The 22,896-nt window shown below is 72.5% G+C and carries 20 protein-coding genes and 1 pseudogene; 8 read left to right on the top strand and 13 right to left on the bottom strand.

Annotation, left to right across the window (positions count from 1 at the left end; genetic code table 11):
• Window positions 1-2: 2 nt before the first annotated feature.
• The 5 genes from AB0D59_RS03835 to AB0D59_RS03815 all read right to left on the bottom strand — a co-directional run bounded on the left by AB0D59_RS03835 (window position 3) and on the right by AB0D59_RS03815 (window position 4,646).
• Window positions 3-1,073: a phosphotransferase gene (locus AB0D59_RS03835; protein ID WP_362560384.1), complete on the bottom strand. Its 1,071-nt coding sequence runs from the start codon at window positions 1,071-1,073 to the stop codon at window positions 3-5.
• On the bottom strand, window positions 1,070-1,831 hold the full coding sequence (locus AB0D59_RS03830) for an ABC transporter ATP-binding protein (RefSeq protein WP_362560381.1): 762 nt from the start codon (window positions 1,829-1,831) through the stop codon (window positions 1,070-1,072). The genes AB0D59_RS03835 and AB0D59_RS03830 overlap by 4 nt, the downstream gene beginning before the upstream one ends.
• Window positions 1,828-2,592: an ABC transporter permease gene (locus tag AB0D59_RS03825; RefSeq protein ID WP_362560378.1), complete on the bottom strand. Its 765-nt coding sequence runs from the start codon at window positions 2,590-2,592 to the stop codon at window positions 1,828-1,830. Before AB0D59_RS03825 ends, AB0D59_RS03830 begins: the two co-directional genes overlap by 4 nt.
• On the bottom strand, window positions 2,589-3,626 hold the full coding sequence (locus AB0D59_RS03820) for an ABC transporter substrate-binding protein (protein ID WP_362560376.1): 1,038 nt from the start codon (window positions 3,624-3,626) through the stop codon (window positions 2,589-2,591). The genes AB0D59_RS03825 and AB0D59_RS03820 overlap by 4 nt, the downstream gene beginning before the upstream one ends.
• Before the next feature lie 117 nt (window positions 3,627-3,743).
• Window positions 3,744-4,646 carry an ABC transporter substrate-binding protein gene (locus tag AB0D59_RS03815; protein WP_362560373.1) on the bottom strand — a complete coding sequence of 301 codons (903 nt, stop codon included), beginning with the start codon at window positions 4,644-4,646 and terminating at the stop codon, window positions 3,744-3,746.
• Window positions 4,647-5,054: 408 nt separating this feature from the next.
• Between AB0D59_RS03815 and AB0D59_RS03810 the strand changes: the two genes are divergently transcribed.
• A complete protein-coding gene (locus AB0D59_RS03810; RefSeq protein WP_362560370.1) occupies window positions 5,055-5,906 on the top strand; it encodes a rhodanese-like domain-containing protein in 852 nt (283 codons plus the stop codon).
• A gap of 52 nt (window positions 5,907-5,958) precedes the next feature.
• Window positions 5,959-6,414 (top strand): VOC family protein, encoded by a 456-nt coding sequence (locus AB0D59_RS03805; protein ID WP_362560367.1) that lies wholly within the window; start codon window positions 5,959-5,961, stop codon window positions 6,412-6,414.
• Window positions 6,415-6,435: 21 nt separating this feature from the next.
• Here the strand turns inward: AB0D59_RS03805 and AB0D59_RS03800 are convergent, their stop codons facing one another.
• Window positions 6,436-6,576 (bottom strand): hypothetical protein, encoded by a 141-nt coding sequence (locus AB0D59_RS03800; RefSeq protein WP_362560364.1) that lies wholly within the window; start codon window positions 6,574-6,576, stop codon window positions 6,436-6,438.
• 169 nt (window positions 6,577-6,745) lie between these two features.
• On the opposite strand from AB0D59_RS03800, the gene AB0D59_RS03795 reads away from it, so the two are divergent.
• On the top strand, window positions 6,746-7,312 hold the full coding sequence (locus AB0D59_RS03795; RefSeq protein ID WP_362560361.1) for a dihydrofolate reductase family protein: 567 nt from the start codon (window positions 6,746-6,748) through the stop codon (window positions 7,310-7,312).
• 197 nt (window positions 7,313-7,509) lie between these two features.
• On the opposite strand, the gene AB0D59_RS03790 is transcribed toward AB0D59_RS03795, so the two are convergent.
• A complete protein-coding gene (locus AB0D59_RS03790; RefSeq protein ID WP_362560358.1) occupies window positions 7,510-8,589 on the bottom strand; it encodes a M12 family metallopeptidase in 1,080 nt (359 codons plus the stop codon).
• A gap of 94 nt (window positions 8,590-8,683) precedes the next feature.
• Between AB0D59_RS03790 and AB0D59_RS03785 the strand changes: the two genes are divergently transcribed.
• Complete coding sequence (locus AB0D59_RS03785; RefSeq protein ID WP_362560355.1) at window positions 8,684-10,411, top strand: LuxR C-terminal-related transcriptional regulator; 1,728 nt, start codon at window positions 8,684-8,686, stop codon at window positions 10,409-10,411.
• 203 nt (window positions 10,412-10,614) lie between these two features.
• On the opposite strand, the gene AB0D59_RS03780 is transcribed toward AB0D59_RS03785, so the two are convergent.
• Window positions 10,615-13,179 carry a CHAT domain-containing tetratricopeptide repeat protein gene (locus AB0D59_RS03780; RefSeq protein ID WP_362560873.1) on the bottom strand — a complete coding sequence of 855 codons (2,565 nt, stop codon included), beginning with the start codon at window positions 13,177-13,179 and terminating at the stop codon, window positions 10,615-10,617.
• A 149-nt stretch (window positions 13,180-13,328) separates the two neighbouring features.
• On the opposite strand from AB0D59_RS03780, the gene AB0D59_RS03775 reads away from it, so the two are divergent.
• The 3 genes from AB0D59_RS03775 to AB0D59_RS03765 are packed head-to-tail and all read left to right on the top strand — an operon-like array spanning window position 13,329 to window position 15,879.
• A complete protein-coding gene (locus AB0D59_RS03775; RefSeq protein WP_362560352.1) occupies window positions 13,329-14,768 on the top strand; it encodes a S8/S53 family peptidase in 1,440 nt (479 codons plus the stop codon).
• Window positions 14,765-15,403: a sigma-70 family RNA polymerase sigma factor gene (locus AB0D59_RS03770; protein WP_362560871.1), complete on the top strand. Its 639-nt coding sequence runs from the start codon at window positions 14,765-14,767 to the stop codon at window positions 15,401-15,403. Before AB0D59_RS03775 ends, AB0D59_RS03770 begins: the two co-directional genes overlap by 4 nt.
• Complete coding sequence (locus AB0D59_RS03765; protein WP_362560350.1) at window positions 15,400-15,879, top strand: hypothetical protein; 480 nt, start codon at window positions 15,400-15,402, stop codon at window positions 15,877-15,879. The genes AB0D59_RS03770 and AB0D59_RS03765 overlap by 4 nt, the downstream gene beginning before the upstream one ends.
• Before the next feature lie 13 nt (window positions 15,880-15,892).
• On the opposite strand, the gene AB0D59_RS03760 is transcribed toward AB0D59_RS03765, so the two are convergent.
• The 4 genes and pseudogenes from AB0D59_RS03760 to AB0D59_RS03745 all read right to left on the bottom strand — a co-directional run bounded on the left by AB0D59_RS03760 (window position 15,893) and on the right by AB0D59_RS03745 (window position 20,714).
• On the bottom strand, window positions 15,893-17,116 hold the full coding sequence (locus AB0D59_RS03760; protein ID WP_362560870.1) for a cytochrome P450: 1,224 nt from the start codon (window positions 17,114-17,116) through the stop codon (window positions 15,893-15,895).
• 130 nt (window positions 17,117-17,246) lie between these two features.
• Complete coding sequence (locus AB0D59_RS03755) at window positions 17,247-18,038, bottom strand: N-formylglutamate amidohydrolase (RefSeq protein ID WP_362560347.1); 792 nt, start codon at window positions 18,036-18,038, stop codon at window positions 17,247-17,249.
• Between the two features lie 48 nt (window positions 18,039-18,086).
• Window positions 18,087-18,236: pseudogene (locus AB0D59_RS03750) on the bottom strand (homoserine O-acetyltransferase); the annotation flags it as partial.
• Between the two features lie 261 nt (window positions 18,237-18,497).
• Entirely contained in the window at window positions 18,498-20,714 is a 2,217-nt protein-coding gene (locus tag AB0D59_RS03745) for an NADP-dependent isocitrate dehydrogenase (protein WP_362560344.1), read from the bottom strand.
• 590 nt (window positions 20,715-21,304) lie between these two features.
• Here AB0D59_RS03745 and AB0D59_RS03740 point away from each other — a divergent pair.
• Complete coding sequence (locus tag AB0D59_RS03740) at window positions 21,305-21,727, top strand: hypothetical protein (RefSeq protein ID WP_362560341.1); 423 nt, start codon at window positions 21,305-21,307, stop codon at window positions 21,725-21,727.
• Window positions 21,728-21,742: 15 nt separating this feature from the next.
• Here AB0D59_RS03740 and AB0D59_RS03735 read toward each other — a convergent pair whose 3' ends face one another.
• On the bottom strand, window positions 21,743-22,834 hold the full coding sequence (locus tag AB0D59_RS03735) for a mechanosensitive ion channel family protein (RefSeq protein WP_362560338.1): 1,092 nt from the start codon (window positions 22,832-22,834) through the stop codon (window positions 21,743-21,745).
• Window positions 22,835-22,896 lie beyond the last annotated feature (62 nt).

Below are 22,896 nucleotides of genomic sequence, written 5' to 3'. Positions count from 1 at the left end.
GCTCACACCTGCGCGGCCACCAGCTCAAGGAGCCGGTGGCCGACCGTTCCGGAGAACCACTCGGCATGGCCGACGTAGTACTCGTACGCCAGCCGGGCGTTCTCCCGCGACCGGGTGACCCCGTGGAAGTAGTCCAGCTCGGACAGGGCGAACTCCGCGTGCACGAGCGGCAGGAGGGCGGGCAGGGCCGCTGATTCGGCGGCGGTGAGCGGGCGTACCGACTGGTACCCGTGCAGCAGCGCGATCGCGTGCTCCTCCTGGACCGGGCGGTCGGGATCCAGCCACTGCACGGTGTTGCGTTCCAGGGCTGTGGCCAGGTCGTGCACCGCGGTGGTGCGGTCGCTCATCCCGAAGTCCAGGACCGTGGCGACCTCGCCGTCCTCGCCCCACAGGAGGTTGGAGGCGTGCCAGTCGTTGTGTGTCCACAGGGGGGTGAGATCCGGGAGGTACGGGGCCAGGCGCTCGTGGAGCGGAAGCAGCACGCGGTGGGTGTCCGCGTGCCAGGGGAGGTCCGCCAACGCCCCGGCCAGCCCGGGCCGTTCGGTCGTGTACGTCTGCAGCGCGGCCCAGGCGTCCGATGCCGCGAACACCGTGAACGAGGCGACCAGCGGCTGCGTTGAGCGACGTGGTGCCGCGAAGCCCTCCGCCGCCAGGTGCAGCCGGGCCAGCGCCTCGCCCGCCGTCCTGGCGTGGGCCGTACTGCGGAACGGCGACCAGGACAGCGCGTCCCGGTACAGGTCCGTGCCGGTCCCGGCCGAGTGCACCTCGTACGTCCACTCGCCGCGCTCCACCGCGTCCAGGACCTCCACCACCGGCGCCCCCCGCTCCCGCAGATGGCGCAGGAAGGCGTGTTCCTCCGCCAGGCCCCGCGGGGTGCGTACGGAGACATGGTGCCGTTTCACGAACAGCCGCCGCCCGCCCCGTTCCACGACGGCCGCCGCCGACAGCGGACGCGGGCTGCGCCACACCACCCGGGCCGGGCCGGTCACGGCGGTGACCTCGGCGTCGGTCAGCGGCGGCCAGTCCGGTTCCACCGGCTCGGTGCCCAGACCGTGGGCGAGATGCGCGGTCACGGAGCCGTCACCGCCGTCGTCCCCCGCAGGGCGTCCAGGATCCGTCGTTCCGTCGCCGCGAACTCCGGTGCCGTGAAGTCGTCGGCGCCGCGCGGGCGGGACAGCGGGACCTCGACGCGGTCGACCACGGTGGCCGGGCGCGGGGACAGGACGTGGACGGTGTCGGCGAGCAGCACCGACTCCCGGATGTCGTGGGTGACCAGGACGATCGTCCAGCGGTGGCGCTGCCACATGCCGGCCAGCCACAGCTGCATCTCGGTGCGGGTGAGGGAGTCCAGCGCGCCGAACGGCTCGTCGAGCAGCAGCACCGGCCGCTCCAGGACCACCGTGCGCAGCAGCGCGGCCCGCTGCCGCATGCCGCCGCTGAGCTGGGAGGGATACGCCTGCTGGAAGCCGTCGAGGCCGAAGTCGGCGAACAGCGCACCGGCCCGCGCCCGCGCCTCCTTCTTCCGCACGCCTTGCGCCTCCAGGCCCAGCGCGGTGTTGTCCAGGACCGTCCGCCAGGGGAACAGCAGGTCCTTCTGCGGCATGTAGGCGACCTTGCCGGAGGCCACCCCGGCGGGCTCGTCCTCCACCAGCACCTGTCCGGAGGTGGGTCGGTCGAGGCCGGACACCAGGTTGAACAGGGTGCTCTTGCCGCTGCCGCTCGGCCCGATGACGGCGGCGAACTCGCCCGGTTCCACGGTGAGGTCGAGGTCGCGCAGGACCTCGAGGTCCCCGAACGACTTGCTCACCCTCGCGACGCTGAGACCGCTCATGACCGCCGCTCCTTCCGTTCCCAGGGCAGCACCAGCCGCTGCAGCAGATAGGTCGCCCCGAACAGCGCGATGCTCAGCGCGGCCGTCACCGCCACCGCCGCGAAGACGAGGTCGGTCCGGAACGCGCTCTTCTGCGCCTGCATGTAGATCCCGAGCCCCGACTCGGCGCCCGCGTACTCGGCGAACACGGCACCGACCACGGCGTAGGTGATGCTCACCCGCAGCCCCGCGAAGAAGTACGGCATCGCGCTCGGCACCCGCACCAGCCGGAACGCCCGCCACCGTCCGGCGCCGAGCGAGCGCAGCAGCCGCATGGCCTCACGGTCGGTCGCCGCGAAGCCCGCGGCCAGATTGGCGGCCAGCGGGAAGAACGTCGTCAGCGTCACCACCAGCATCTTCGGCAGCAGCCCGAAGCCGAACCAGATGATCAGCAGCGGGGCGACCGCCACGATGGGGATCGTCTGCGAGGCGACCAGCAGCGGGTACAGGCCCCGGCGGGCGGCGGCGGAGAAGTCCAGCACCACCGCCACCAGCCAGGCCGCCGCGAACGACAGCGCGAAGCCGAGCAGCGTCTCCTGGAGCGTGGGCAGCGTCTGGTCCCACAGGTCCTGGCGGTTCAACCAGCCCTGCTCGACCACCCGGGCGGGGGAGGGCAGCGTGGTCGGGTCGACACCGGCCGCCGTCACGTACAGCTGCCAGCCGCCGACCACCACGGCCAGCACCAGCAGGGGCGGCCACAACGACCGCAGTACGGACCTCACTTGGTGTCCGGGAGGTAGGCGTCGGTGAAGAACGTCGAGGTGTCCGGAGCCTTGGTGAGCTTCTTGCCGTTCGCGTCGACGAGCAGCCCGGCGCCGTACTCGAAGTCGGCGAAGGCCTTCCAGCGGGCCGCGCTCTGGGTACCGGTCGAACCGTCGGCGCCCTTGTAGTACTCCTTGGCCAGCAGCCGCGAACTCTTCTTCACCAGCTTGGTGTTGGTGAGCACGCTCTTGTTGGCGGCGATGAGCAGGTCGGCGGCCCGGTCGGGGTTCTCCGCCGCGTAGCGGTAGCCCTTGTCGACGGCGGCCAGGAACTTCTTCGCCACCGCCGGGTTCTTCTTCAGGAACTGGTCGGAGGAGGCGATCAGCGTGGAGTAGATCGCCGGGAAGCCGTAGTCGGAGAGCTGGAAGTCCTTGAGCGGCTTGCCGCTGAGCTTGGCCTCCAGGCCCTCCCAGGTCGGCATCGGCATCGCGAAGTCCGCCTTGCCCGCGTACAGCGCCGCGTACGCCGAGGTGTTGAGGGTGACCTGCTTGAAGTCGCCCGTGCCGCCCGCGTTCCTGATCACCTTCTGCAGCAGCGGCTTCTCGTAGGGGGCGCCGAACCCGGCGTACGTCCTGCCGTCCAGGTCCTTCGGCGAGGTGATGTCGGTGCGGTCGGCGCGTACCGAGACGGTCACGTCCGTCTTCTGGGTGACGGCGTAGACGGAGGTGATGTCCTGGCCGGCGGCGCGGGCCGTGGTGACCCCCTCCTGGTAGGAGATGCCGAAGTCGGCCTTGTGGTTGGCGATCAGGGTCTCGGGCGCGGTCGAGCCGTAGGGGATGATCCTCAGGTTGATACCGGCGTCCTGGAACCAGCCCTTGGCCTGGGCGACGTAGATGCCGGTGTGGTTGGTGTTGGGGGTCCAGTCCAGGGCCAGGGTGACCGAGGTGGTGCCGTCCTTGGCGGCGGCCGAGGAGTCGGCCTCGGCCGAGCAGGCGGTGGTGACGGCGAAGAGTGTCGTGGCGGCCAGGGCCGACAGCGCGGTGCGGCGGAGCATGCTGGAGGGGTCCTTCGTACGGGGAGGGGAGTCGGGCGGCGGTGCGGGGCGGTCAGGCCCGACACAGCGCGCTGTCCACCCGCTTGAAGTCGACGGCGAGCCGCCGGGTGAGCAGGGTCATGCGGTCACGTCCAGCAGGCTGTTGGTGAAGGACCGGTTCCAGTCGTGGTCGTGCGCGATGGCACCGTTCTCGGCGAGCCAGTGCGCGTACGGGCCCACGCGGTCCTCGTCGATCACACCCCAGCGCCCCTGCGGATCGGTCCACGTGGGCGCGATCAGGGCGAGGGAGCGGGCGATGAGCGGGCGCGGGAAGTACGGGATGACCCGCTCCAGCATCTCCAGGGTGGCGTCGGGCTCCCCGGCGGCGGTGGCGTATCCGCGGGCCGTCACGGTCAGGAAGTCCCGCACCAGGGCCGGCTGCTCGTCGCGCAGCCGCTCGCTCGTGCCGAGCAGATAGCTGTGGTAGCGAGGTGCGCCGATCTCGTCGACCGGCCAGGTCAGGCGCCGCCGCTCGGGCAGGTCGCCGCGCAGTGCGTCCCAGGACCAGTAGTTGCCGAAGGTCGCGTCCGCCTCGCCCGCCTCGATGTCGTCCACGGTCAGCTCGCGGGCGCCCGCGTCGACCGTGATCACCGCGTCGGGGTCGCCGCCGTCCGCCGCCACCAGATGGCGGACCATGGCCCGCCCGCGCGGGGTCGGGTTGAAGGCGAGACGGCGGCCGGCCAGGTCGCGGGGGCGGTTGATGCCGGTCGAGGTCGTGGTCTGGATCGCCTCCAGACCACGGTGGTTGATCGCGGCGACCGCGACCAGCGGCTGGCCGAGCGCCGCCCGGCGGGCGAGCAGCCGGTTCGGCGGGAAGATCCCGAAGTCCACCTCGCCCCGGGCCAGGTACTCCAGCGTGTCCCCGCGCCCCGGATCCTGCACCACCAGTTCGACGTCCAGACCCGCGGCCGCGTACCAGCGGCGGGCACGGGCGACGTAGAGACCGGCGGAATTGGGCCATGGATGGAAATAGTCAAGCATGACCCGTATGTGTGGCATGGGGGTACTCCGAAGAGGGCGTGCGCAGGCGCGCGGGGGTGAGCGGGGTGCGGGAGGTGGCGGTCAGCGGGACCGGCGGCAGCAAGTGCGACAACAACAGGAGCGGGCAGTGTGGTGAGGCACCGGTGACTGCGGCTCTACTGCTGTGGACACGTGGACTCCTACGCGGGGCGCAAAGCGCTGCTGGTGCGGTCGGCGTCCCCATGGGGACCGCGCGCACTCGGCGAACGGATCCCAGACGCCCTCTCAGCCCGGTCGGGGAGGGGCTCCCGCGTAGATGGCCGAAACCATAACCGCAGCTCCCGTATGGTGCGCAAGCCGCGTCCGGAATATGGGACGCCTTTGCCCATTCAGTGAGACCTCCAGGTCACGGGCGTACGATCGGCCGCCATGACCACCCTGCTGCCCGGCTCCCTGGTCGACGCCACCTGGCTCGCGACCCACCTGGACGACCCGCGGCTGGTCGTCCTCGACGCCACCGCGCTGCTGCCTTCACCCCGCCACGACGGCGACCACCGCTCCGCCTCCGGCCGCGCCGGCTGGGCCGAGCGTCATGTCCCCGGCTCCCACCACGCAGACCTCACCGGCGACCTCTCCGACCCCGGCGCGCCGTACCACTTCGCCGTTCCGGCCCCGGACGCGCTGGCCGCCGCGCTGGCCCGGCTGGGCGTCGGGGAGAGGACCGAGGTCGTCGCCTACGACACCGGCGGCGGTATCTGGGCGTCCCGGCTGTGGTGGATGCTGCGTGCGATCTCGGTCCCGGCCGCGGTGCTGGACGGCGGCCTGGCCGGCTGGGAGGCGGCGGGGCGGCCGGTGGCCACGGGGGACGACGTTCCCGAGCCCGCGGTCGCCGTGCCGGTGACGCCGGTGCCGCGCCCCGAGCTCTGGTCGGACATCGAGGAGGTGGCGGCGATCAGCAGGGGGCAGCGGCCCGGGGTGCTGGTGTGTGCGTTGCCCTCCGGGGGGTACGCCGGTTCCGTGCCGACCCGGTACAGCCGGCGGGGTCACATTCCCGGGAGCGTCAGCCTGCCAGGGCGGGGGCTGCCGCCCGCCGAACTCGAGGCGAAGGTGCGGGAGTTGGGTGACGCCTCGCCGGTGGTGCTCTACTGCGGCGGAGGGATCTCGGCGGCGGGGGCGGCGCTTGCGCTCACGCTGCTGGGCCGTGAGGACATTTCGATCTACGACGGGTCACTGGAGGAGTGGTCCAAGGACCCCTCGCGGCCGCTGGAGTTGGGCGGCTGAAGCGTGTGGCGAAAGCGGGGCGTCTGTCAGACCTGCCTGGGATGCTCCGCGCATGGAGATGACGCTGCAACTGACGATCGACTGCTCCGATCCGCGGAAAATGGTGACCTTCTGGGCCGAGGCCCTGGACTACGTGCCTGAGCCTCCGCCGGGCGGCCACGCCACGTGGCGTGCTTACTGGGCGTCGATGGGGGTGCCCGAGGCGGAGCTGCCGGCCGGCGCCGGGGACATTCCGGAGTCGATCATCGATCCCGCGGGACGAGGACCGAGGGTGTGGTTCCAGCACGTTCCGGAGCCGAAGGTCGCCAAGAACCGGTGGCACTTCGACCTGAAGGTCGGTGGGGGCCGTGACGTCCCACTGGACGTCCGCACACAGCGGGTCAAGGCTACGGTGGAACGGCTGGTCAAAGCCGGTGCCACCGTGCTGCGGACCAGGCACGAGCCGGACATGGGGCTCTACGCCGCCGCCATGCAGGACCCCGAGGGCAACGAATTCGACGTCGTCTGAGGGCCGTTGTGACGGCGCTGGTCACAGCCACTCGGGCACGGCTGCGACCAGCACTGTCGCCTCGTGGCGGACGGAGAGCTTGTCGTGCCTCGTGGCCACTGTTCCGTGCCGTTCGAGGCGGTTGATCCCGCACTCGACCGCATGACGCTCGCGGTCATCCACCGGGGTGTCGATCGGTGGGTCTCCCGTTCGACGCTTGAGTGGAGGCGCGACCCGCGAAGCAGAATCCGGACAGGCCGCGGCTCTGCGATCAACAAGTGCTGTCCCTTCGTCAACACTGGTTCGGGTTGCCGACCACATAACCGGCCGCCGCACGCCCCGAGGAGAAATCATGCAGATCCGCGCCCGTATGAGCATGAGTGCCGATGGCTACGTGACCACCCCGAGCGGGTGGCCCGCCCTGACTGCCGACCCCGCGTTCGTCTCCGGCGAAAGCCACGGGATCCGGGAGTTCCTCGAAGGCTGCGAGGCGGCGCTGATGGGCCGCACCACCTTCGAGCCCGCGCTGACCAACAACCGCTGGCCATGGCCGGACCTCGAGGTGTTCGTGCTCGGCTCGCACCGTCCGGACGGTACCCCCGACCACGTCATCACCGACAGTGACCCGGTGCGGCTGCTGGAGAAGCTCCGCTCGGCCAACCGGGGTGGCGACGTCCATCTCATCGGGGGCCCGCGGACGATCGGGGCGTTCCACGCCCTTGGCGCACTCGACACCCTCGAACTGGTCGTACTGCCGATGCTGTTCGGCGGTGGGATGCGACTGACACCCATGCTCAGTCCCGACGCCGGGCTGACCTTCCAGCGCGAGCGTGCCCTCCCCGGTGGTTCAGTGGAGATCGTCTACTCCTGCCGGAGCAGTCGCACCGAACTTCCGAGCAAGCCCGCCAGCCAACGCTGATCTCGGCCAAGACGCAGGTTGCACGGTCGCGCCCGCGCGGCGGAGCCGCATGTCGGCAGGGCCCCGTGCTCCTGGGCAGGTCCACTCACCGGTGCTGCCGCGCGGACGTCTCCCTCCCCCGAAGGTGGCGTCCGCGCGGCTGCTTCCCCCGGTGCCGGACAGTTGTCCGACCTCCGCGTCGCGGTCGTGCGCCGGTGTCACCAGCACATGACCGCTGTCTCCCCCGACCCCCACGTGGAATGGAGACGGACGCGGACGAAATAGCGGCGGCCCTTGACGAGCCGGACCCTGATCCCGGTGTTGTGCGGGCTGCCCCCGTCGTCGTGGCCGGCGAGGTAGCGCGGTTCCCCGTCGCGCTCCTCGAAGACCACGACCACGGAGTCGCTCTCTCCGAAGGTGCCCACGCTGTACACGCGGGTCTCCGGCGGCTCCACGGCGAAGTCCGCCTGCTCGCCCGGGCCGAGGCCGAGCGGCGCCGAGCGGAACGGCACCAGCGTGGCCGGGGCCCCGGTGGGCGGGTACCAGCGGAGCACGAACTCCTTGTCCGCCGGGGACAGTGCGCCCGGCGGGTACAGACCGCTGTGGTACTGCTCCGGCTCCAGGATCAGCCCCGGGCCGAAGGGGTACTGCATCACGGACTGCGGGTCCCACACCGAGCCGTTGGCCTCGGCCGGGTCCAGCCTGCGCAGGATGTTCAGGTCCGTCCTGTCCCGGCTCCAGTGGTTCGGCGGTCCGGCGAGGTCGGTGTAGACCGCCTCGTCGTCCCAGTGGACACCGGCGAACGGACTCTGGTGCTCGTGCCGCATCCCGAGCGCGTGCCCGATCTCGTGCAGGGCGATCCAGCGCCCGCCGGGCTCGGTCAGGTCCCAGCCCAGGTTCATGGTGCGCTCGCCCGCGCCCACCGAGAGCGCGTCCCGGCCGACCGCCGACCAGGAGCCGTCGCCCAGCTGGAAGCCGATCCGCAGCTCGGCCTCGCACCGGTCGGAGACCTCGGCGAACATCACCCCGATGCCCAGGTCCCGCCACTCCCGGAAGCACTCGCGCACCACGTCCCGCTGCTCCTTGGCACCGGCCCACGGCACCCGGCGGGTCTCCGCGGTCCCCGGGACCGGGATCACCGACGCGTCGGTGTCGGCGTCGAAGAAGTAGTAGTGCAGGGTGGTGCCGTTGACCCACATCCGCCGCCCGCCGACCAGCGCGCTCAGCCGCTCGGCGGCCAGCCCCGGGGCGAACACCGGGACCGGCTGCCGCGGAAGCGAGCAGTAGCGTCGGGTCATGCGCCCAGACTGCCGTTCCCGCCGGCCGCACGCCTGAGTCGGGAGCTACTCAAGTCCCCCTGTATCAGAGCTGAGTAACGCGACTCATACTCACGTGACGAGTGACGAACAGGACGCGCGGACCCTCGAATTCCGCTGGCCGTTCACCGGCCGGGAGGACGAACTGGAGCTGGTCAGGCGGTCGCTGGGCATCGGCCGGCAGGGTGTCGTGGTGACCGGACCGGCCGGCGGCGGCAAGACCCGGCTGATCACGGAGGCCGTACGGGGCACCGACTGCGCCCGCGTGACCGGCACCCCCGAGACCTCCGCCCTCCCGTTCGCGGCGTTCGCGCACCTGCTCCCCGGCCGGCTCTCGCTGCCCGGCGCGATCCAGCACCTCCTGGGGGTACGGCTCCTCGTCGTCGACGACGCCCACCTCCTCGACGAGGCCTCAGCCGCCCTCGTCCACCAGCTCGCCGTGCACGGCCGCACCCGGCTCGTGGTGGCCGCCGCCGACCAGGCACCGCTGCCCGGCGCGGTCTCCCGGCTGTGGACCGGGGAGTTGCTCACCCGTCTCGCCCTGGAGCCGCTGCCGTACGACGAGACGGACCGGCTGCTCGCCGGCGGCGGCCTGGAGCCGCTCACCGTGCGTCGGCTGCACCGGGTGTGCCGGGGCGATCTGCGGCTGCTGCGGGAGCTGCAGATCGCCCTGCGCGAGTCCGGTGCGCTGACCCGGGTGCCGGACACCGGTGAATGGGCCTGGCACGGCCCGCTGCCGCTCACCGCGACCGTACGGGACCGGATCGCGCCCGTCCTGGACCGTCCGGACCCCGGCGAACGCGACGCCCTCGAACGGCTCGCCTTCGCCGAGCCGCTGCCGCCCCACCTCGACGACGGCCTCGATCTCGGCATCCTCGAACGGCTGGAGACGGACGGCCTGATCCAGGTCGACGACCGGGGCGCGGTCCGCCTCGCCCACCCGCTGCACGGCCCCGCCCTGCTCGCCCGAGCGGGCCGCCTCCGGGCCCGCCGCCTGGCCCGCACCCCGAGCCAGTGCGAGCCCGCCCTGAAGGACGAGCAAGAGCAACTCGCGACATGCGTCGACCACTTGGACGTACGGGAGGTGCCGGCCCCGGTGGGGGAGTGGCTGGCCTCGGGAGGCCTGCCCGTACCGGCCGGGTACGCGGCCGTGCGTGCCCGGTACTCGCGGCTTCGGGGGGAGCTGCGAGAGGCGGCGGCATGGGCGAGGGAGGGACTGCGGACGGCGCCGGGCGACGCCTCCTGCCGTACCGAACTCGCCTGTGCCGCCGCCGAGGCGGGGGAAGCTGCCGTAGTGCGCGGGGACGGGGGTCTCGCGCACTACGGCGCAGTACGGCGGGGAGAGCCCGCGGGGGCCGCGGAGCGGCTGGAGGGCGTCTTCGCCCGGCACGCCGAGGCCCTCGCCCACGGCGACGGACCCGCCCTCGACCGGGTGGCCGACGCGCTCGCCGAGCGCGGCCTGCTGCTGTTCGCGGCGGAGGCGCACGCCCAGGCGGTCCGCGCGCACCGGGACCCGCGGGCCGCCCGGCTCTCCCGCACCCGCGCCGTCGCCCTCGCCCGCCGCTGCCAGGGCGCCCGCACCCCGGCCCTGTCCGGCCTGGTCCTCGGCGAACTCACCGCCCGGCAGCGGCAGATCGTCACGCTGGCCGCGGCCGGCCTGAGCAACCGCCAGATCGCCGAGCGGCTGACCCTGTCCGTCCGGACGGTGGGCAACCACCTCTACAGCGCGTACACCCGCCTCGGCGGCAGCGACCGGGCGGCGCTGCCGTGGCTGGTGGAACAGCCGGACCAGCGCTCGGCCTGAGCGCGCGCTGTGCCGTGCGCGCCGTGACGTGCCGTCGTTCGGCTGCGGCGCATGGGTGGCTGTTCGCCCCCCCGCTCGGCTTCGCTCGAGCGGGGACCCCCATAGCGGCGGAGCCGCATATCGGTGCAGCCCCGCACCCCTGCGGGGCGCTGCCGCTGTGCCGCATATCCGAGCAGCCGCGCACCCCTGCGAGGCGCTGCCGCTCAGGCCGCCCCGAAGGCCGCGAACGCCCACCCCGTCGCCTGGTGGACCGCGTCGCCCGGCAGGGCGGCCCGGGCGTCCCGCAGCGCCTCTGCCAGCGACAGGCCGGCGCCCAGGCCCTTGTGCAGGGCCAGCATCAGCGGGACCACGGCCGCGTCGTTGACGGGCGCGCTGCTCGCCACCACACCGGCCGTACCCAGCGGCAGCAACGCCGTGACCAGGCCGAGGAGTTCGTCGGCGCCGACCGAGGCGAGGCGGGCGGTGTCGCAGCTGGAGAGGATGATCCGGTAGGGGCTGCGGGCGAGGCGCTCGAAGTCGTGGACGATCAGCGGACCGTCCGCCATGCGCAGCGAGGAGAAGAGCGGGCTGTCGGCGCGGAAGGTGCCGTGCGCCGCGATGTGCGCCAGCGTCGCCCCGTCCAACTCGTCGAGAACAAGGGGGACGTGGGCCTCGTCGTGCTCAAGGATCCGTGCCGTCGCGTACCGGCCCGCCACCTCGGGCACCTCCGCGCCCCCGGTCGCCAGTCCCGGCCCGCGGACCAGCACATGGCGCCCGCCCGGCGGCGGCTCGGTCTCCCGGGCCCGCAGCCAGCTCCCCGCCGACGGCGACACGCTGAGCACCCGCTCCCGCAGGGACGGCAACAGGGCCCACGGCACCCGGTGCAGCGCCCCCGGCGGGACGATCACCACCGGTCCGGAGCCGAGATGGTCCGCGGCCGCGCCCAGCAGCAGCTCCTCCAACCGCCGCCCGGCGGCCTCGACCACCGCGAGTCGCCCCTCCGCCCCCGGATGCGCGAGCCGCCGCAGCCCGGCCTGGACGTGCTCGGCCTCGGCGACGGCCTCCGCCAGCAGGCCGCCCTCGAAGCGCCGAACCCGGCCCTGTCCGCACAGCAGGATGTGCACCCGCCCGTCCAGGACGGCGAGTTCGGCCAGGCGGGCGTCGCCGAGCCGGTCGAGCAGCCGGGCCGGGTCGAAGCGGTCGCCCCCGCCGGGGGCGTCGCCGCGGATGTGGTGGGTACGGGAGCGGATCTCCCCTTCCAGACGGCGCTGTTCGCGCTCCAGGGCGGGCACCGGGCGGCCCTTCCTGCGGGCGTCCTCCGCGCGGGACGCGATCTCACGGAACGCGGTGAGCGAGGTGAGCAGGGCCGGGTCGGCGGGCGGCCGGGTCGGGGGAGTGGACAGGACCGTGGCCCGCCAGCGTTCGCTCCACTCCAGCAGCCGGCGCGGTCCGCCGTGCGCCAGGCTCGCCTGCTGGGCCAGCGCGGCCAGCTCCGCGCCCTGAGCGGTGGCCCGGGCCCGCAACTCCGAGGCGCCCAGCGTCATCCGGTGGTCGTCCAGGACGTCCAGGCCGCGCCGGCAGGCCTCCAGCACGCCCCGGCGTGAACCGGCCGCCCGGGCGCGCAGCGCCTGCGCCGCCCAGCCGGTCATCCGGGCCAGCGGCGGTCCGCCGTGTCTGCTGCGCGCGGCCACCGCGAGATGCCGTTCCGCGTCCGCCGTCCAGCCCAGCGCGAGCGCGATCCGCCCCGCGAGCAGCGAGGCCTCCGGCGCGGCCGGCGCCCCGAACGACGCCAGCTGGTCGGCGACCGCCGCCGCGTCCTGCACCAGCCGCCCCGAAGCGGCCCCGCCCGCCACCCGCGCCTCGATCAGCACCAGCCGGGCATGCGTCTCCCACCAGCTGCGCCGCTGCCCCGAGAAGAGCCGTACGGCGACGGCGGCACGGGCGATCGCGGTCCCCGAGTCCCCCGCCGAACGCGCGGCCCGGGCGGCGGCCAGGAGCAGTTCGGCCTTGCGGGTGGACTGCCCGCCGATCCGGTCCAGGGTCGCGATCGCCGTGTCCGCCTCGGCCAGCGCCTCGGGCGCCAGCCCGGCCGCCATCAGCACCTCGCAGCGCGCGATGTAGAGCATGAACGGCGGTGTGCCGAGTTCGGTGTAGCGCTGCTCGGCCTCGGCGAGCAGACGCAGCGACGCCGGGATGTCGCCGGAGCGGAACGCGGCCAAGCCCCGGCTCTCCACGGCGACCGCCTTGTCGTGCTCCTGGCCCGTCGTCTCCCACAGCAGCTCCGCCGCCGTGAAGTCCGCGTCCGCCCGGTCCACCGCCCCCAGGGCCAGATGCACCGTGGCCCGCACGCTCAGCGCCCGCGCGGTCCAGATGACGTCGTCGGCCTGCCGCAGCACCGGTATCGCCCGCCGCAGGTCCTCCAGGGACTCCTTGTGCTGGCCCAGCACCCACCAGGCGAACGCCCGCCGGTACAGCACCCGCGCCCGGGTGTGCCCGTTGCCCCGGGCCACCCCGCGCTCCAGGGCGGCCAGCCCCTGCCGGGTGCGCCCCGCGTGCACCAGGGCGACCCCCAGGGTGGCCAGGACGTCCGCCTCTCGCTCCGGCGACTCCGCGCGCGCCGCGCAGTCCCGGGCGCGCCGCAGATGGTCGAGGGCGACGCCGAGATCGCCGAAGTCCCGCTGCCAGATGCCGATGACCTGGTGGGCGACGGACGCGTCCAGCGGCGACGGATCGGACTGGAGGACGTGTTCCGCCCGCGCCAGGGCCTCGCCGGGGGCGGCGAACACCATCGGCAGCAGTTCCGTAACCGAATCGCTTCGCGCCGTCACCCCTCGGATGGTAGTGGCCTGGGCATGTATGCCCCACAGGTTTGTCGCTGTATCAAGCGGCGGCCTCGTGAATCTGACTGAAGAACGCCGTTTCCGGGGGAGGACAGGCCATGGCACCTCAGCGATTCCATGAGCAGTTCGATCAGATCCAGCGCTCCATGCCGGACGTTCCACTGGCGATGGGGCCGGACGACGCAGCCGAGTTCCTGTACGAGAAGGGGGTCGTCCTCGCCCGCGACGGCGAGGAGGCACGGATCGTCGAGGACACCGTGCGCGCCCACTTCACCGCCACCACCGGCCTGGTCGCCGACCAGGTGCGCAGGGCAGGAGCGGAGACCAACCGCACCGGTGTCACCCGTATCCGGGTCGGCGACCCGAACCACGGCGACCGCACCGGCGACCGTGCCGTCGGGCACGCGCTGCGCGCGCTGCGGGAGGCGGAAGGCCGCGCCGGGCGCCGCCTGGTCAGCCGCAACCACGTGGTGTCCACCACGAACGCCAACTCCTGCAACCCCTGCGAACCGCTCCCCGCCCTGCTCACTCAGACTCCCAACCCACAGCCCGCGGTGGGGAGTTACGACCCGGACACCGCCGTCAGCGTCCTGGTGATGGACACCGGTCTGGTGCACGACTACCGTTCCTACCCCCTCCTCGACCGGGTCCAGGGCGACCCGCAGCTCGCCGAGACCGACACCGACGGAATCCTCCAGCAGTACGTCGGCCACGGCACGTTCATCGCCGGACTCATCGCCGCCGTCGCCCCGAACACGGACATCACCGTCACCAACACCATGAACGACGCGGGCGCCATCCTGGAGTCCGAGTTCGGCGGCAAGCTCTTCGAGGCGGTCGACCGGCACGGCTGGCCGGACGTCATCAGCCTCTCCGCCGGCACCTCGAACGGCAGCGCCGACGGACTGCTCGCCGTCGAGGCCTTCATGGACGCCCTGCGCGACCAGTCCACCCTGCTCGTCGCCGCCGCCGGCAACAACGGCAGCGCCACCTCCTTCTGGCCCGCCGCCTGCGCCGACCTGCCCGGCTACGAGAACACGGTCCTCTCGGTCGGCGCGCTGCGCAGCGACGGCGAGTACGGCGCCTGCTTCACCAACCACGGCAGCTGGGTCAAGGTCTACGCCCCCGGCGAGCAACTCATCGGCGCCCTGGCCGGCTTCGACGCCCCGGTGCCGTACGTGTACCAGCACACCACCTACGACGCCTGCCGGTTCGGCTTCACCTACGCCTGCACCTGCCAGTACCCGCGCCACACCGGCGTGTTGACCGACACCGGGACGACCGGCCCCGGCAAACCGGACCAAGTGATGTTCGAAGGGTTCGCACAGTGGAGCGGAACATCGTTCGCCACCCCCATCGTGGCCGGCCTCGTCGCCGACCGGATGACCACGCATCAGGAGCCCGACCCGCGGACGGCGGGCACCCGGCTCCTGGAGAACATCTCGGAGTACGCCGAGGTGCGCGGCACCGCTGTACCGGCGCTCCGCCCGGCGAGCTGGCAGCCGGTCCCGGTCGTCAGGCTGGCTACGACGGCCTGAGTTCCGGAACACTCCCCTCCACGGCGTACGATGACTTGCCGTACACGAGGGGTGGGACCGTGGACCGAGCAGAGGTCGGCGCGCTGGTCCAGTCCGCCGTCGACGGCGACGCGGCGGCCTGGAAGGCGCTCGTGGAAGGGCTGAGCCCACTGGTGTGGTCCGTGGTGCGCGCGCATCGGCTCTCCGACGCCGACGGGCACGAGGTGTACCAGACCGTGTGGTTCCGCTTCGCCCAGCACCTGGGCCGGATCCGGGAGCCCGACAAGGCCGGCTCCTGGCTGGCCAGCACGGCACGCAACGAGTGCCTGAAGGTGATCCGCGGGCTGACCCGGCTGCTGCCGACCGACGATCCTCAGGTCCTGGACCGGGTCAGCGAGGTCCGTACGCCCGAGCAGTCCCTGATCGACGCGGAGGACCAGGCGGACGAGGCCGAACGGATCCGTCTACTGTGGCAGGAGTTCGAGGAACTCGGCGACCGGTGCAGGCAGTTGCTACGGGTCCTGATGGCCTCGCCGCCGCCCAGCTATGTCGAGGTGTCCGTGGCGCTGGGGATCGCGGTGGGCAGCATCGGCCCGTTGCGCCAGCGCTGTCTGCGCCGGCTGCGGGCCCGGCTCGACGCGAGGGGTGCGGTATGAGCGACGACGGGTTCCCGGTGCAGGAGGACCTCGACGGCACCGACTTCGACGCGGACCTCCTGGAGGAGGAGCTGCGCCAGGCGGCCGCCGTCCTCGACCCGATCCCGGCCGGGCTGCTCCAACTGGCCATGGACGCCTACGCGCTGCACGACCTGGACGCCCGGGTCGCCGAGCTGACCTTCGACTCCCTGGTCGACGCCATCCCGGTCAGAGGGGCCGAGGCCCCGCCCCGGATGCTGACCTTCCAGGCGGGCGATGTCACCGTGGACATCGAGGTCACCGACGAGGGACTGCTGGGCCAGGTGCTGCCCCCGCAGTCCGCGCGGATCGAGGTGCTCGGCGGTCCGGCGGCGGCCCGCCCGCTCACGGCCGACGGCATGGGCCGCTTCGCCAGTGACACCCCGCCCGCCGGCCCGTTCGCGCTCCGGCTGCGGACCGGCGGGGACGTGATCGTCACGGAGTGGCTGCGGGCCTGAACCCGGCGCCGTCTCACCAGGCGACGGGCAGGGTCCGCGGCCCCCGGATCATCGTCCTGCGGCGCCACCGCACCTCCTCGGCCGGCACCGCGAGCCGCAGCCCCGGCAGCCGGCCGAGGAGGGTGTCGACCAACAGCTCCGTCTGGAGCCGGGCGAGGACCGCGCCCGTGCAGTAGTGCGGGCCGTTGCCGAAGGCGAGATGCGGGTTGGGCTCGCGGTCCGGGACGATACCGTCCGGGTCGGGGAAGACCGCCGGGTCGCGGTTGGCGGCGAGATAGGAGACGTACACCGGATCGTCGGGCGCGATCCGGGTGCCGTCGCCCAGTTCGACGTCCTCCAGGGCGATCCGGGCCAGCCCGACCGTGCTGCGGTGCGGGATCCAGCGCAGCAGCTCGTCAAGGACCGGCCCGCGCTCCACCGCCGGATCCCGCAGTCGCTCCATCAGCTCCGGCCGGGTGAGCATCAGGTACAGCATCTGGCCGCAGTTGTGGGTGACCGCCTCACCGCCGATCTGCAGCGGACCGGCCAGCCCGACGGCCTCCTCCTCGCCGATCTCGCCCCGGGCCACCGCGCCCCCGAGCAGCGAGTACACGTCGTCGCCCGGGCTGCCGGCCCGCGCGCGTACCGTCTCGGTGATCCACCCGTACAGGCCCTGCTTGGCCCGCTCGGCGGCCTCGGCGCCGCCGGAGGTGGAGATGATCTGCCGGGTCCAGGCGTGCACCTGCTCCCGGTCGGTCTCCGGCACCCCCATCACCTCGCTGACCACGGCGATCGGGAACGGCTCCAGCACCCGCCCGATCAGATCGGCGGGCGGCCCCTCCCGCACCACCCCGTCGACCAGTTCGTCGAGGATCCTCTGCGCCCGGGGCCGCAGCCGCTTCATCGCGCCGACCGTGAAGGCACCGGCGACCGGCTTGCGCAGCCGGTTGTGGTCGGGCTGGTCGGCCCAGGCCAGTGAGCCCGGACGGGGCTTGAAGTGCGGGGCGAGCCGGGTCACCTGGCGCCGGGTGACCTCGGTACGGCTGAACCTCGGGTCGTTGGTGACGGTCCTGACGTCCTCGTACCGGGTGGCGAGCCACGCCCAGCCCTCGCCGAACGGCAACCGGATCCGCGTCACCGGCCCTTCCCGCATCAGCGCGGCGAGGACCGGGTCGAACTCGGTCCCCTCCAGGTCGTACGCGGGCCAGTCCCGTACGGGCGGCGCCGCCGGGCAGACGGGCGGGGCCGGCTCCGCCATGGGCGGAGCGAGTTCCGTCGCCGTGAGCTCGGCCGACTCCGTGGCCGTGGGCGCGGTCATCTCCGTGGTCATCCCTCCACGGTCGTACGGCCCTCACCACGTGTCCTGCGGGAATGCTCCAGCCGGAGGGTCAGCGGGCGACGGAGTCCACGAGCGCGGCGAGGGCGGCGGCGAGCCGGTCCGTTCCGGCCCCCGCCGGACCGCCCGGCTCGGTCATGTAGAGGTCCCGCCGGATCTCGATCATCAGGGCGCCGACCCGCGCGTTGGACCCGTAGAACTCCAGCGGCACGTACGCCCCGCCGAACGGGCTGTCCAACCCTGTGTCCCCGCACCCCGCGAAGGCCTCCCGGGCCGCCTGCGTCAGCTCGGCCGGCGTGTGGAAGCCGTCCGTGCCCAGACACACCGCCGGCCGCGGCCCCGCCGCGTGCAGCTCATAGGGGAGCGCCCGGCTCGGATAGGAGTGCACGTCGATCACCACGGCCCGCCCGGCCGCCGCCAGCCGCCCGGCGACGGCCTCCGTCATCGCCCGGGCGTACGGCCGGAAGTACCGCTCGATCAGCGGCCCGGGATCGAACGACTCGTCCCGCAGCACCTCCCGGTGCGTGGTCCGCGTGTACACGGCCCCCATCCCGACGGCGAGCATCTCCTCCCGCTCGTCCGGAAACCGTTCCGGATCCACCACCAGCCGGGACAGCCGGTTGACGAACCGCCAGGGGGTCACCCCGGCCAGCCGAGCCGCGGCCGCCGCGATCTGTGCCGTGTACGCGTCCGTGATGTGGTCCAGCTCCCGCTCCAGCGCGGCGTCGTCCAGCACGAGGTCCGCGCGCACACCGGCCGGGACCGCCCGCGCGGAGTGCGGCACGTGCAGGATCACGGGCGACTCGGCGGCGCCGGGCAGCAGTTCGTACGACGGCTCGGACACGGGCGGCTCCCGGGGTGTGGTCGGTGGCGGGGTGCGGGGCCAAGGTTTTCACATCGGGGACGGCCCCAGCGGCTCCCGGATCAGGCCGCCCACCTGACCGGTCTCGATCAGGAAGCCGTCGTGGCCGTACGGCGACTCGATCAGCCGCGGCCCGTCGGCCGACGGGATAAGCGTGGCGGGCTCGGCGGGCTCGGCGGGCTCGGCCTGCTGGGCCTGCTGGGCCTGCTGGGGGTCGCGGGCGGCCGAGGGACAGAGACGGTCGGAGTCCACGCCCGCCACCGGAGTGCGGGCCGGAGAGCGCTGGGCCGGGGCGGCGCGGCAGCCGCACGTCGCACGTGACACGCGGACTTCACGAACGACAGACGTACGCCACGGGGGCCGGACACGGCTCCGCCCCGGCGGGCGGATGCCCGCCGGGGCGGAGACTTCATACGGACCCCTGGGGGCCGGCGTGTCGGCTCAGAGGGCCGCGAGCGCCGCGTTCCAGGTCGCCGACGGGCGCATGACCGCGTCCGCCTTGGCCTTCTCGGGCCGGTAGTAGCCGCCGATGTCGGCCGGGGAGCCCTGGACGGCGAGCAGCTCGTCGACGATCTGCTGCTCGTTGGCGCCGAGCGTCTCGGCGAGCGGCGCGAACGCCTTCGCCAGCTCGGCGTCGTCGGTCTGCCGGGCCAGCTCCTGCGCCCAGTACAGGGACAGGTAGAAGTGGCTGCCGCGGTTGTCGATGCCGCCGACGCGACGGGTCGGGGACTTGTCCTCGTTGAGGAAGGTCGCCGTGGCGCGGTCGAGGGTGTCGGCGAGCACCTTGGCGCGGGCGTTGCCGGTGGCCGTGGCGTACTGCTCGAAGGAGGGGACCAGGGCGAAGAACTCACCGAGCGAGTCCCAGCGCAGGTAGTTCTCCTTGACCAGCTGCTGGACGTGCTTCGGCGCGCTGCCGCCGGCGCCCGTCTCGAACAGGCCGCCGCCCGCCATCAGCGGGACGACCGACAGCATCTTGGCGCTGGTGCCCAGCTCCAGGATCGGGAAGAGGTCGGTCAGGTAGTCACGGAGCACGTTGCCGGTGACGGAGATGGTGTCCTCGCCACGGCGGATGCGCTCCACGGACAGCTTGGTGGCCTCGACCGGCGCCAGGATCCTGATGTCCAGGCCCTCGGTGTCGTGCTCGGCCAGGTACTGCTTGACCTTGGCGATGAGCTGCGCGTCGTGCGCGCGGCCCTCGTCCAGCCAGAAGACGGCCGGGTCGCCGGTGGCGCGGGCGCGGGTGACGGCCAGCTTCACCCAGTCCTTGATCGGCGCGTCCTTGGTCTGGCAGGCACGGAAGATGTCACCGGCGGCGACCGGCTGCTCGATCACGACGTTGCCGGCCGCGTCGACCAGGCGGACCGTGCCGGTGGTGGCGATCTCGAAGGTCTTGTCGTGGGAGCCGTACTCCTCGGCCTTCTGCGCCATCAGGCCCACGTTCGGGACCGAGCCCATGGTGGACGGGTCGAAGGCGCCGTTGGCCCGGCAGTCCTCGATCACGGCCTGGTAGACACCCGCGTAGGAGGAGTCCGGGATGACCGCGAGGGTGTCCGCCTCCTGGCCGTCCGGGCCCCACATGTGGCCGGAGGTGCGGATCATGGCCGGCATCGAGGCGTCGATGATCACGTCGGAGGGCACGTGCAGGTTGGTGATGCCCTTGTCGGAGTCGACCATCGCCAGGGCCGGGCCCTCGGCGATCTCGGCGTCGAAGGAGGCCTTGATCTCGGCGCCCTCGGGCAGGTTCTCCAGGCCCTTGAGGATGCCCCCGAGACCGTCGTTCGCGCTGAGGCCGGCCGCCTTGAGGACCTGACCGTACTTCGCGAACGTCTTCGGGAAGAAGACGCGCACCACGTGACCGAAGATGATCGGGTCGGAGACCTTCATCATGGTGGCCTTGAGGTGCACGGAGAACAGGACGCCCTCCTGCTTGGCGCGGGCGATCTGCGCGGCCAGGAAGTCGTTGAGCTGGGCGACGTGCAGCACGGAGGCGTCGACGACCTCGCCCGCCAGGACCGGTACGGAGTCCTTGAGCACGGTGGTGGTGCCGTCCTCGGCGACCAGCTCGATCTTCAGGGCACCGGCCTCGGAGATCACCACGGACTTCTCGGTGGAGCGGAAGTCGTTCTCGCCCATGGTGGTCACATTGGTCCTGGACTCGGAGGTCCAGGCGCCCATGCGGTGCGGGTGGGTCTTGGCGTAGTTCTTCACCGAGGCGGGGGCGCGGCGGTCCGAGTTGCCCTCACGCAGGACCGGGTTCACGGCGGAACCCTTGATCTTGTCGTAGCGGGCGCGGATCTCGCGCTCCTCGTCGGTCTTCGGGTCGTCCGGGTAGGCCGGCAGTGCGTAGCCCTTGCCCTGGAGCTCGGCGACGGCGGCCTTCAGCTGCGGGATCGACGCCGAGATGTTCGGCAGCTTGACGATGTTGGCCTCGGGCGTCTTGGCCAGGTCGCCCAGCTCGGCCAGGGCGTCCGGGATGCGCTGGTCCTCGTTCAGGTACTCCGGGAAGTGGGCGATGATGCGCCCGGCCAGCGAGATGTCGCGGATGTCCACGGCGACACCGGCCTGCGAGGCATACGCCTGGATCACCGGCAGGAACGAGTGCGTCGCCAGGGCCGGGGCCTCGTCTGTGTAGGTGTAGAAGATGGTCGAGTCAGTCACCGGGTGCTCCGCTCCACGTCTGCAACATTGCTCGACATCAAGATATCTCGTGAACGACCCGGGCTCGACAGGGGTCCGCGACTCGGAAGATCCGATGGTCATACGACGGGCAACCGAATCGGTCGAAAGGGTGGTCATGACAAGCGAGCCACCATCGACCGGCGGCCGGACCGACCACCCGGCTGCCCGAGCGAAAGCGGACCATGAGAAATCGCACCAGAGTGACGGCCCCGGCGGCCGCCCTGCTCGGCATGGCGACCGCACTGGCCACAGGCGCCCCGGCCCGCGCGCGTCCCTTCTCCGCGGGGGAGAAAAGCGGCGACGCGGGGGCCGGGGGGCAAGACGCCCGCCCCGGGCCCGGAGACCCTCGGCGACCCCGTCTGCCCGGCCCTCGGCAACGACGGCTACCGGGTCCACGCCTACGACCTCGACCTCGCCTACGACGCCACGACCCGCCTGGTCGACGGCACCGCGACGCTGCGCGTCCGCGCCACGCGGAATCTGTCCCGCTTCTCCCTGGACGCGCTCGGCCTCGACATACGCTCCGTGCGCGTCGACGCTACGAACGCGGCTGGCCGGACTCCCTGGGCATGACCACCATGGAGGCCCGGATGAAGGACACCTACGCCCGCGGCGACCAGTGGCGCCACGACTCGGGGCCGGTGGCCGCCCCGAACGCGGTCAACCTCTTCGACAACCAGCGCTACCTCGGCGGCGTCCTGACGCTCTACGCCTTCCGTGAGCTGGTCGGCGAGGACGTCTTCCACCGGGTCGAGCGCACCTTCCTGGACCGCTTCCGGCGCCGCTCGGCGTCGACGCAGGACTACATGGCCGTCGCCACCGAGGTCTCCGGCCAGGACCAGGCGGGCTTCCTGCGTGACTGGCTCTACGGCACCACGACCCCGCGGATGCCCGGCCACCCCGACTGGACGGTCACCCCGGTGACGCCGTCCCCGGCCACCCCGCCCAGCCTGCGCGGCGGCCACCACCACGACAACTCGGCCACCCTGTAGGCGAAAGGCAGGGGGCTAGTCGGTGCGCGGCAGACCCGACGGCAGGTCGTCCGGGACGCGCTGCTGCGGAATCACCACGGCCCCCTGCTGGAGCGCCACCGTGCGGGTCGGGGCCGGGATGCGGATGCCCTCCTCGCGGTAGCGGCGGTGCAGGCGCTTGATGAACTCGTGCTTGATCCGGAACTGGTCGCTGAACTCCCCGACGCCCAGGATCACCGTGAAGCCGATCCGCGAGTCGCCGAAGGTGTGGAAGCGGATGGCCGGCTCGTGCTCCGGGACCGCGCCGGTGATCTCGGTCATGATCTCGGCGATGACCTCGTGCGTGACCCGCTCGACCTGGTCCAGGTCGCTGTCGTAGCTCACGCCCACCTGCACCAGGATCGTCAACTGCTGCTCGGGACGCGTGTAGTTGGTCATGTTCGTCTTCGCCAGCTGGCCGTTGGGGATGACCACCAGGTTGTTGGAGAGCTGACGGACGGTCGTCTGCCGCCAGTTGATGTCCACGACATAGCCCTCCTCGCCGCTGCTCAGCTGGATGTAGTCGCCCGGCTGCACGGTCTTCGAGGCGAGGATGTGGATGCCCGCGAAGAGGTTGGCCAGGGTGTCCTGGAGCGCGAGGGCGACCGCGAGACCGCCGACGCCCAGGGCGGTGAGCAGCGGCGCTATGGAGACGCCCAGCGTCTGCAGCACCACCAGGAAGCCGATCGCCAGGACCAGCACCCGGGTGATGTTCACGAAGATCGTCGCCGAACCGGCCACCCCGGAGCGGGACTGGGTGACCGAGTGCACCAGGCCGGCGATCACGCGCGCCGCCGAGACCGTCACCGCGAAGATGAGCAGCACTTTCAGGCACTGATTGGTGTGGTGCTGGACGGTCCTGGTCAGCGGCAGCACCGCCGCGGCGGCCGCCGCGCCGCCCGAGAGCGCCGCCCACGGGATCACCGTGCGCAGCGCGTCCACGATGACGTCGTCACCGCTCCAGCGGGTCCGCTTCGCGTGCTTGGCCAGCCAGCGCAGCATGCCGCGTGACAGAAAGGCCAGCAACAGGCCTGCCGCCAGGGCGATGCCGGCCAGGACCAGGTCATCGACGGTGAGCGCTCGGTCCACCGGTTACCTCCCATTCGAACTGTGCAACCGCTCATCCTGCCGTATCCGCACAGAGGTTCGTA

This window comes from Streptomyces sp. NPDC048417, from assembly GCF_040651615.1.
Taxonomy (GTDB): Bacteria; Actinomycetota; Actinomycetes; order Streptomycetales; family Streptomycetaceae; genus Streptomyces.
Note: the sequence above shows the minus strand (reverse complement) of the source record. Positions and strands in the feature narration are given on the sequence as shown.

Bases quoted from the DNA above. Each gene is read 5' to 3' on its own strand.
- AB0D59_RS03765 (WP_362560350.1), top strand. From the start codon at position 15,400: ATGAGCGACGACGGGTTCCCGGTGCAGGAGGACCTCGACGGCACCGAC.
- AB0D59_RS03805 (WP_362560367.1), top strand. From the start codon at position 5,959: ATGGAGATGACGCTGCAACTGACGATCGACTGCTCCGATCCGCGGAAA.
- AB0D59_RS03790 (WP_362560358.1), bottom strand. From the start codon at position 8,589: ATGACCCGACGCTACTGCTCGCTTCCGCGGCAGCCGGTCCCGGTGTTC.
- AB0D59_RS03820 (WP_362560376.1), bottom strand. From the start codon at position 3,626: ATGCTCCGCCGCACCGCGCTGTCGGCCCTGGCCGCCACGACACTCTTC.
- AB0D59_RS03775 (WP_362560352.1), top strand. From the start codon at position 13,329: ATGGCACCTCAGCGATTCCATGAGCAGTTCGATCAGATCCAGCGCTCC.
- AB0D59_RS03815 (WP_362560373.1), bottom strand. From the start codon at position 4,646: ATGCTTGACTATTTCCATCCATGGCCCAATTCCGCCGGTCTCTACGTC.
- AB0D59_RS03780 (WP_362560873.1), bottom strand. From the start codon at position 13,179: ATGGTGTTCGCCGCCCCCGGCGAGGCCCTGGCGCGGGCGGAACACGTC.
- AB0D59_RS03810 (WP_362560370.1), top strand. From the start codon at position 5,055: ATGACCACCCTGCTGCCCGGCTCCCTGGTCGACGCCACCTGGCTCGCG.
- AB0D59_RS03740 (WP_362560341.1), top strand. From the start codon at position 21,305: ATGACCACCATGGAGGCCCGGATGAAGGACACCTACGCCCGCGGCGAC.
- AB0D59_RS03760 (WP_362560870.1), bottom strand. From the start codon at position 17,116: ATGGCGGAGCCGGCCCCGCCCGTCTGCCCGGCGGCGCCGCCCGTACGG.
- AB0D59_RS03830 (WP_362560381.1), bottom strand. From the start codon at position 1,831: ATGAGCGGTCTCAGCGTCGCGAGGGTGAGCAAGTCGTTCGGGGACCTC.
- AB0D59_RS03795 (WP_362560361.1), top strand. From the start codon at position 6,746: ATGCAGATCCGCGCCCGTATGAGCATGAGTGCCGATGGCTACGTGACC.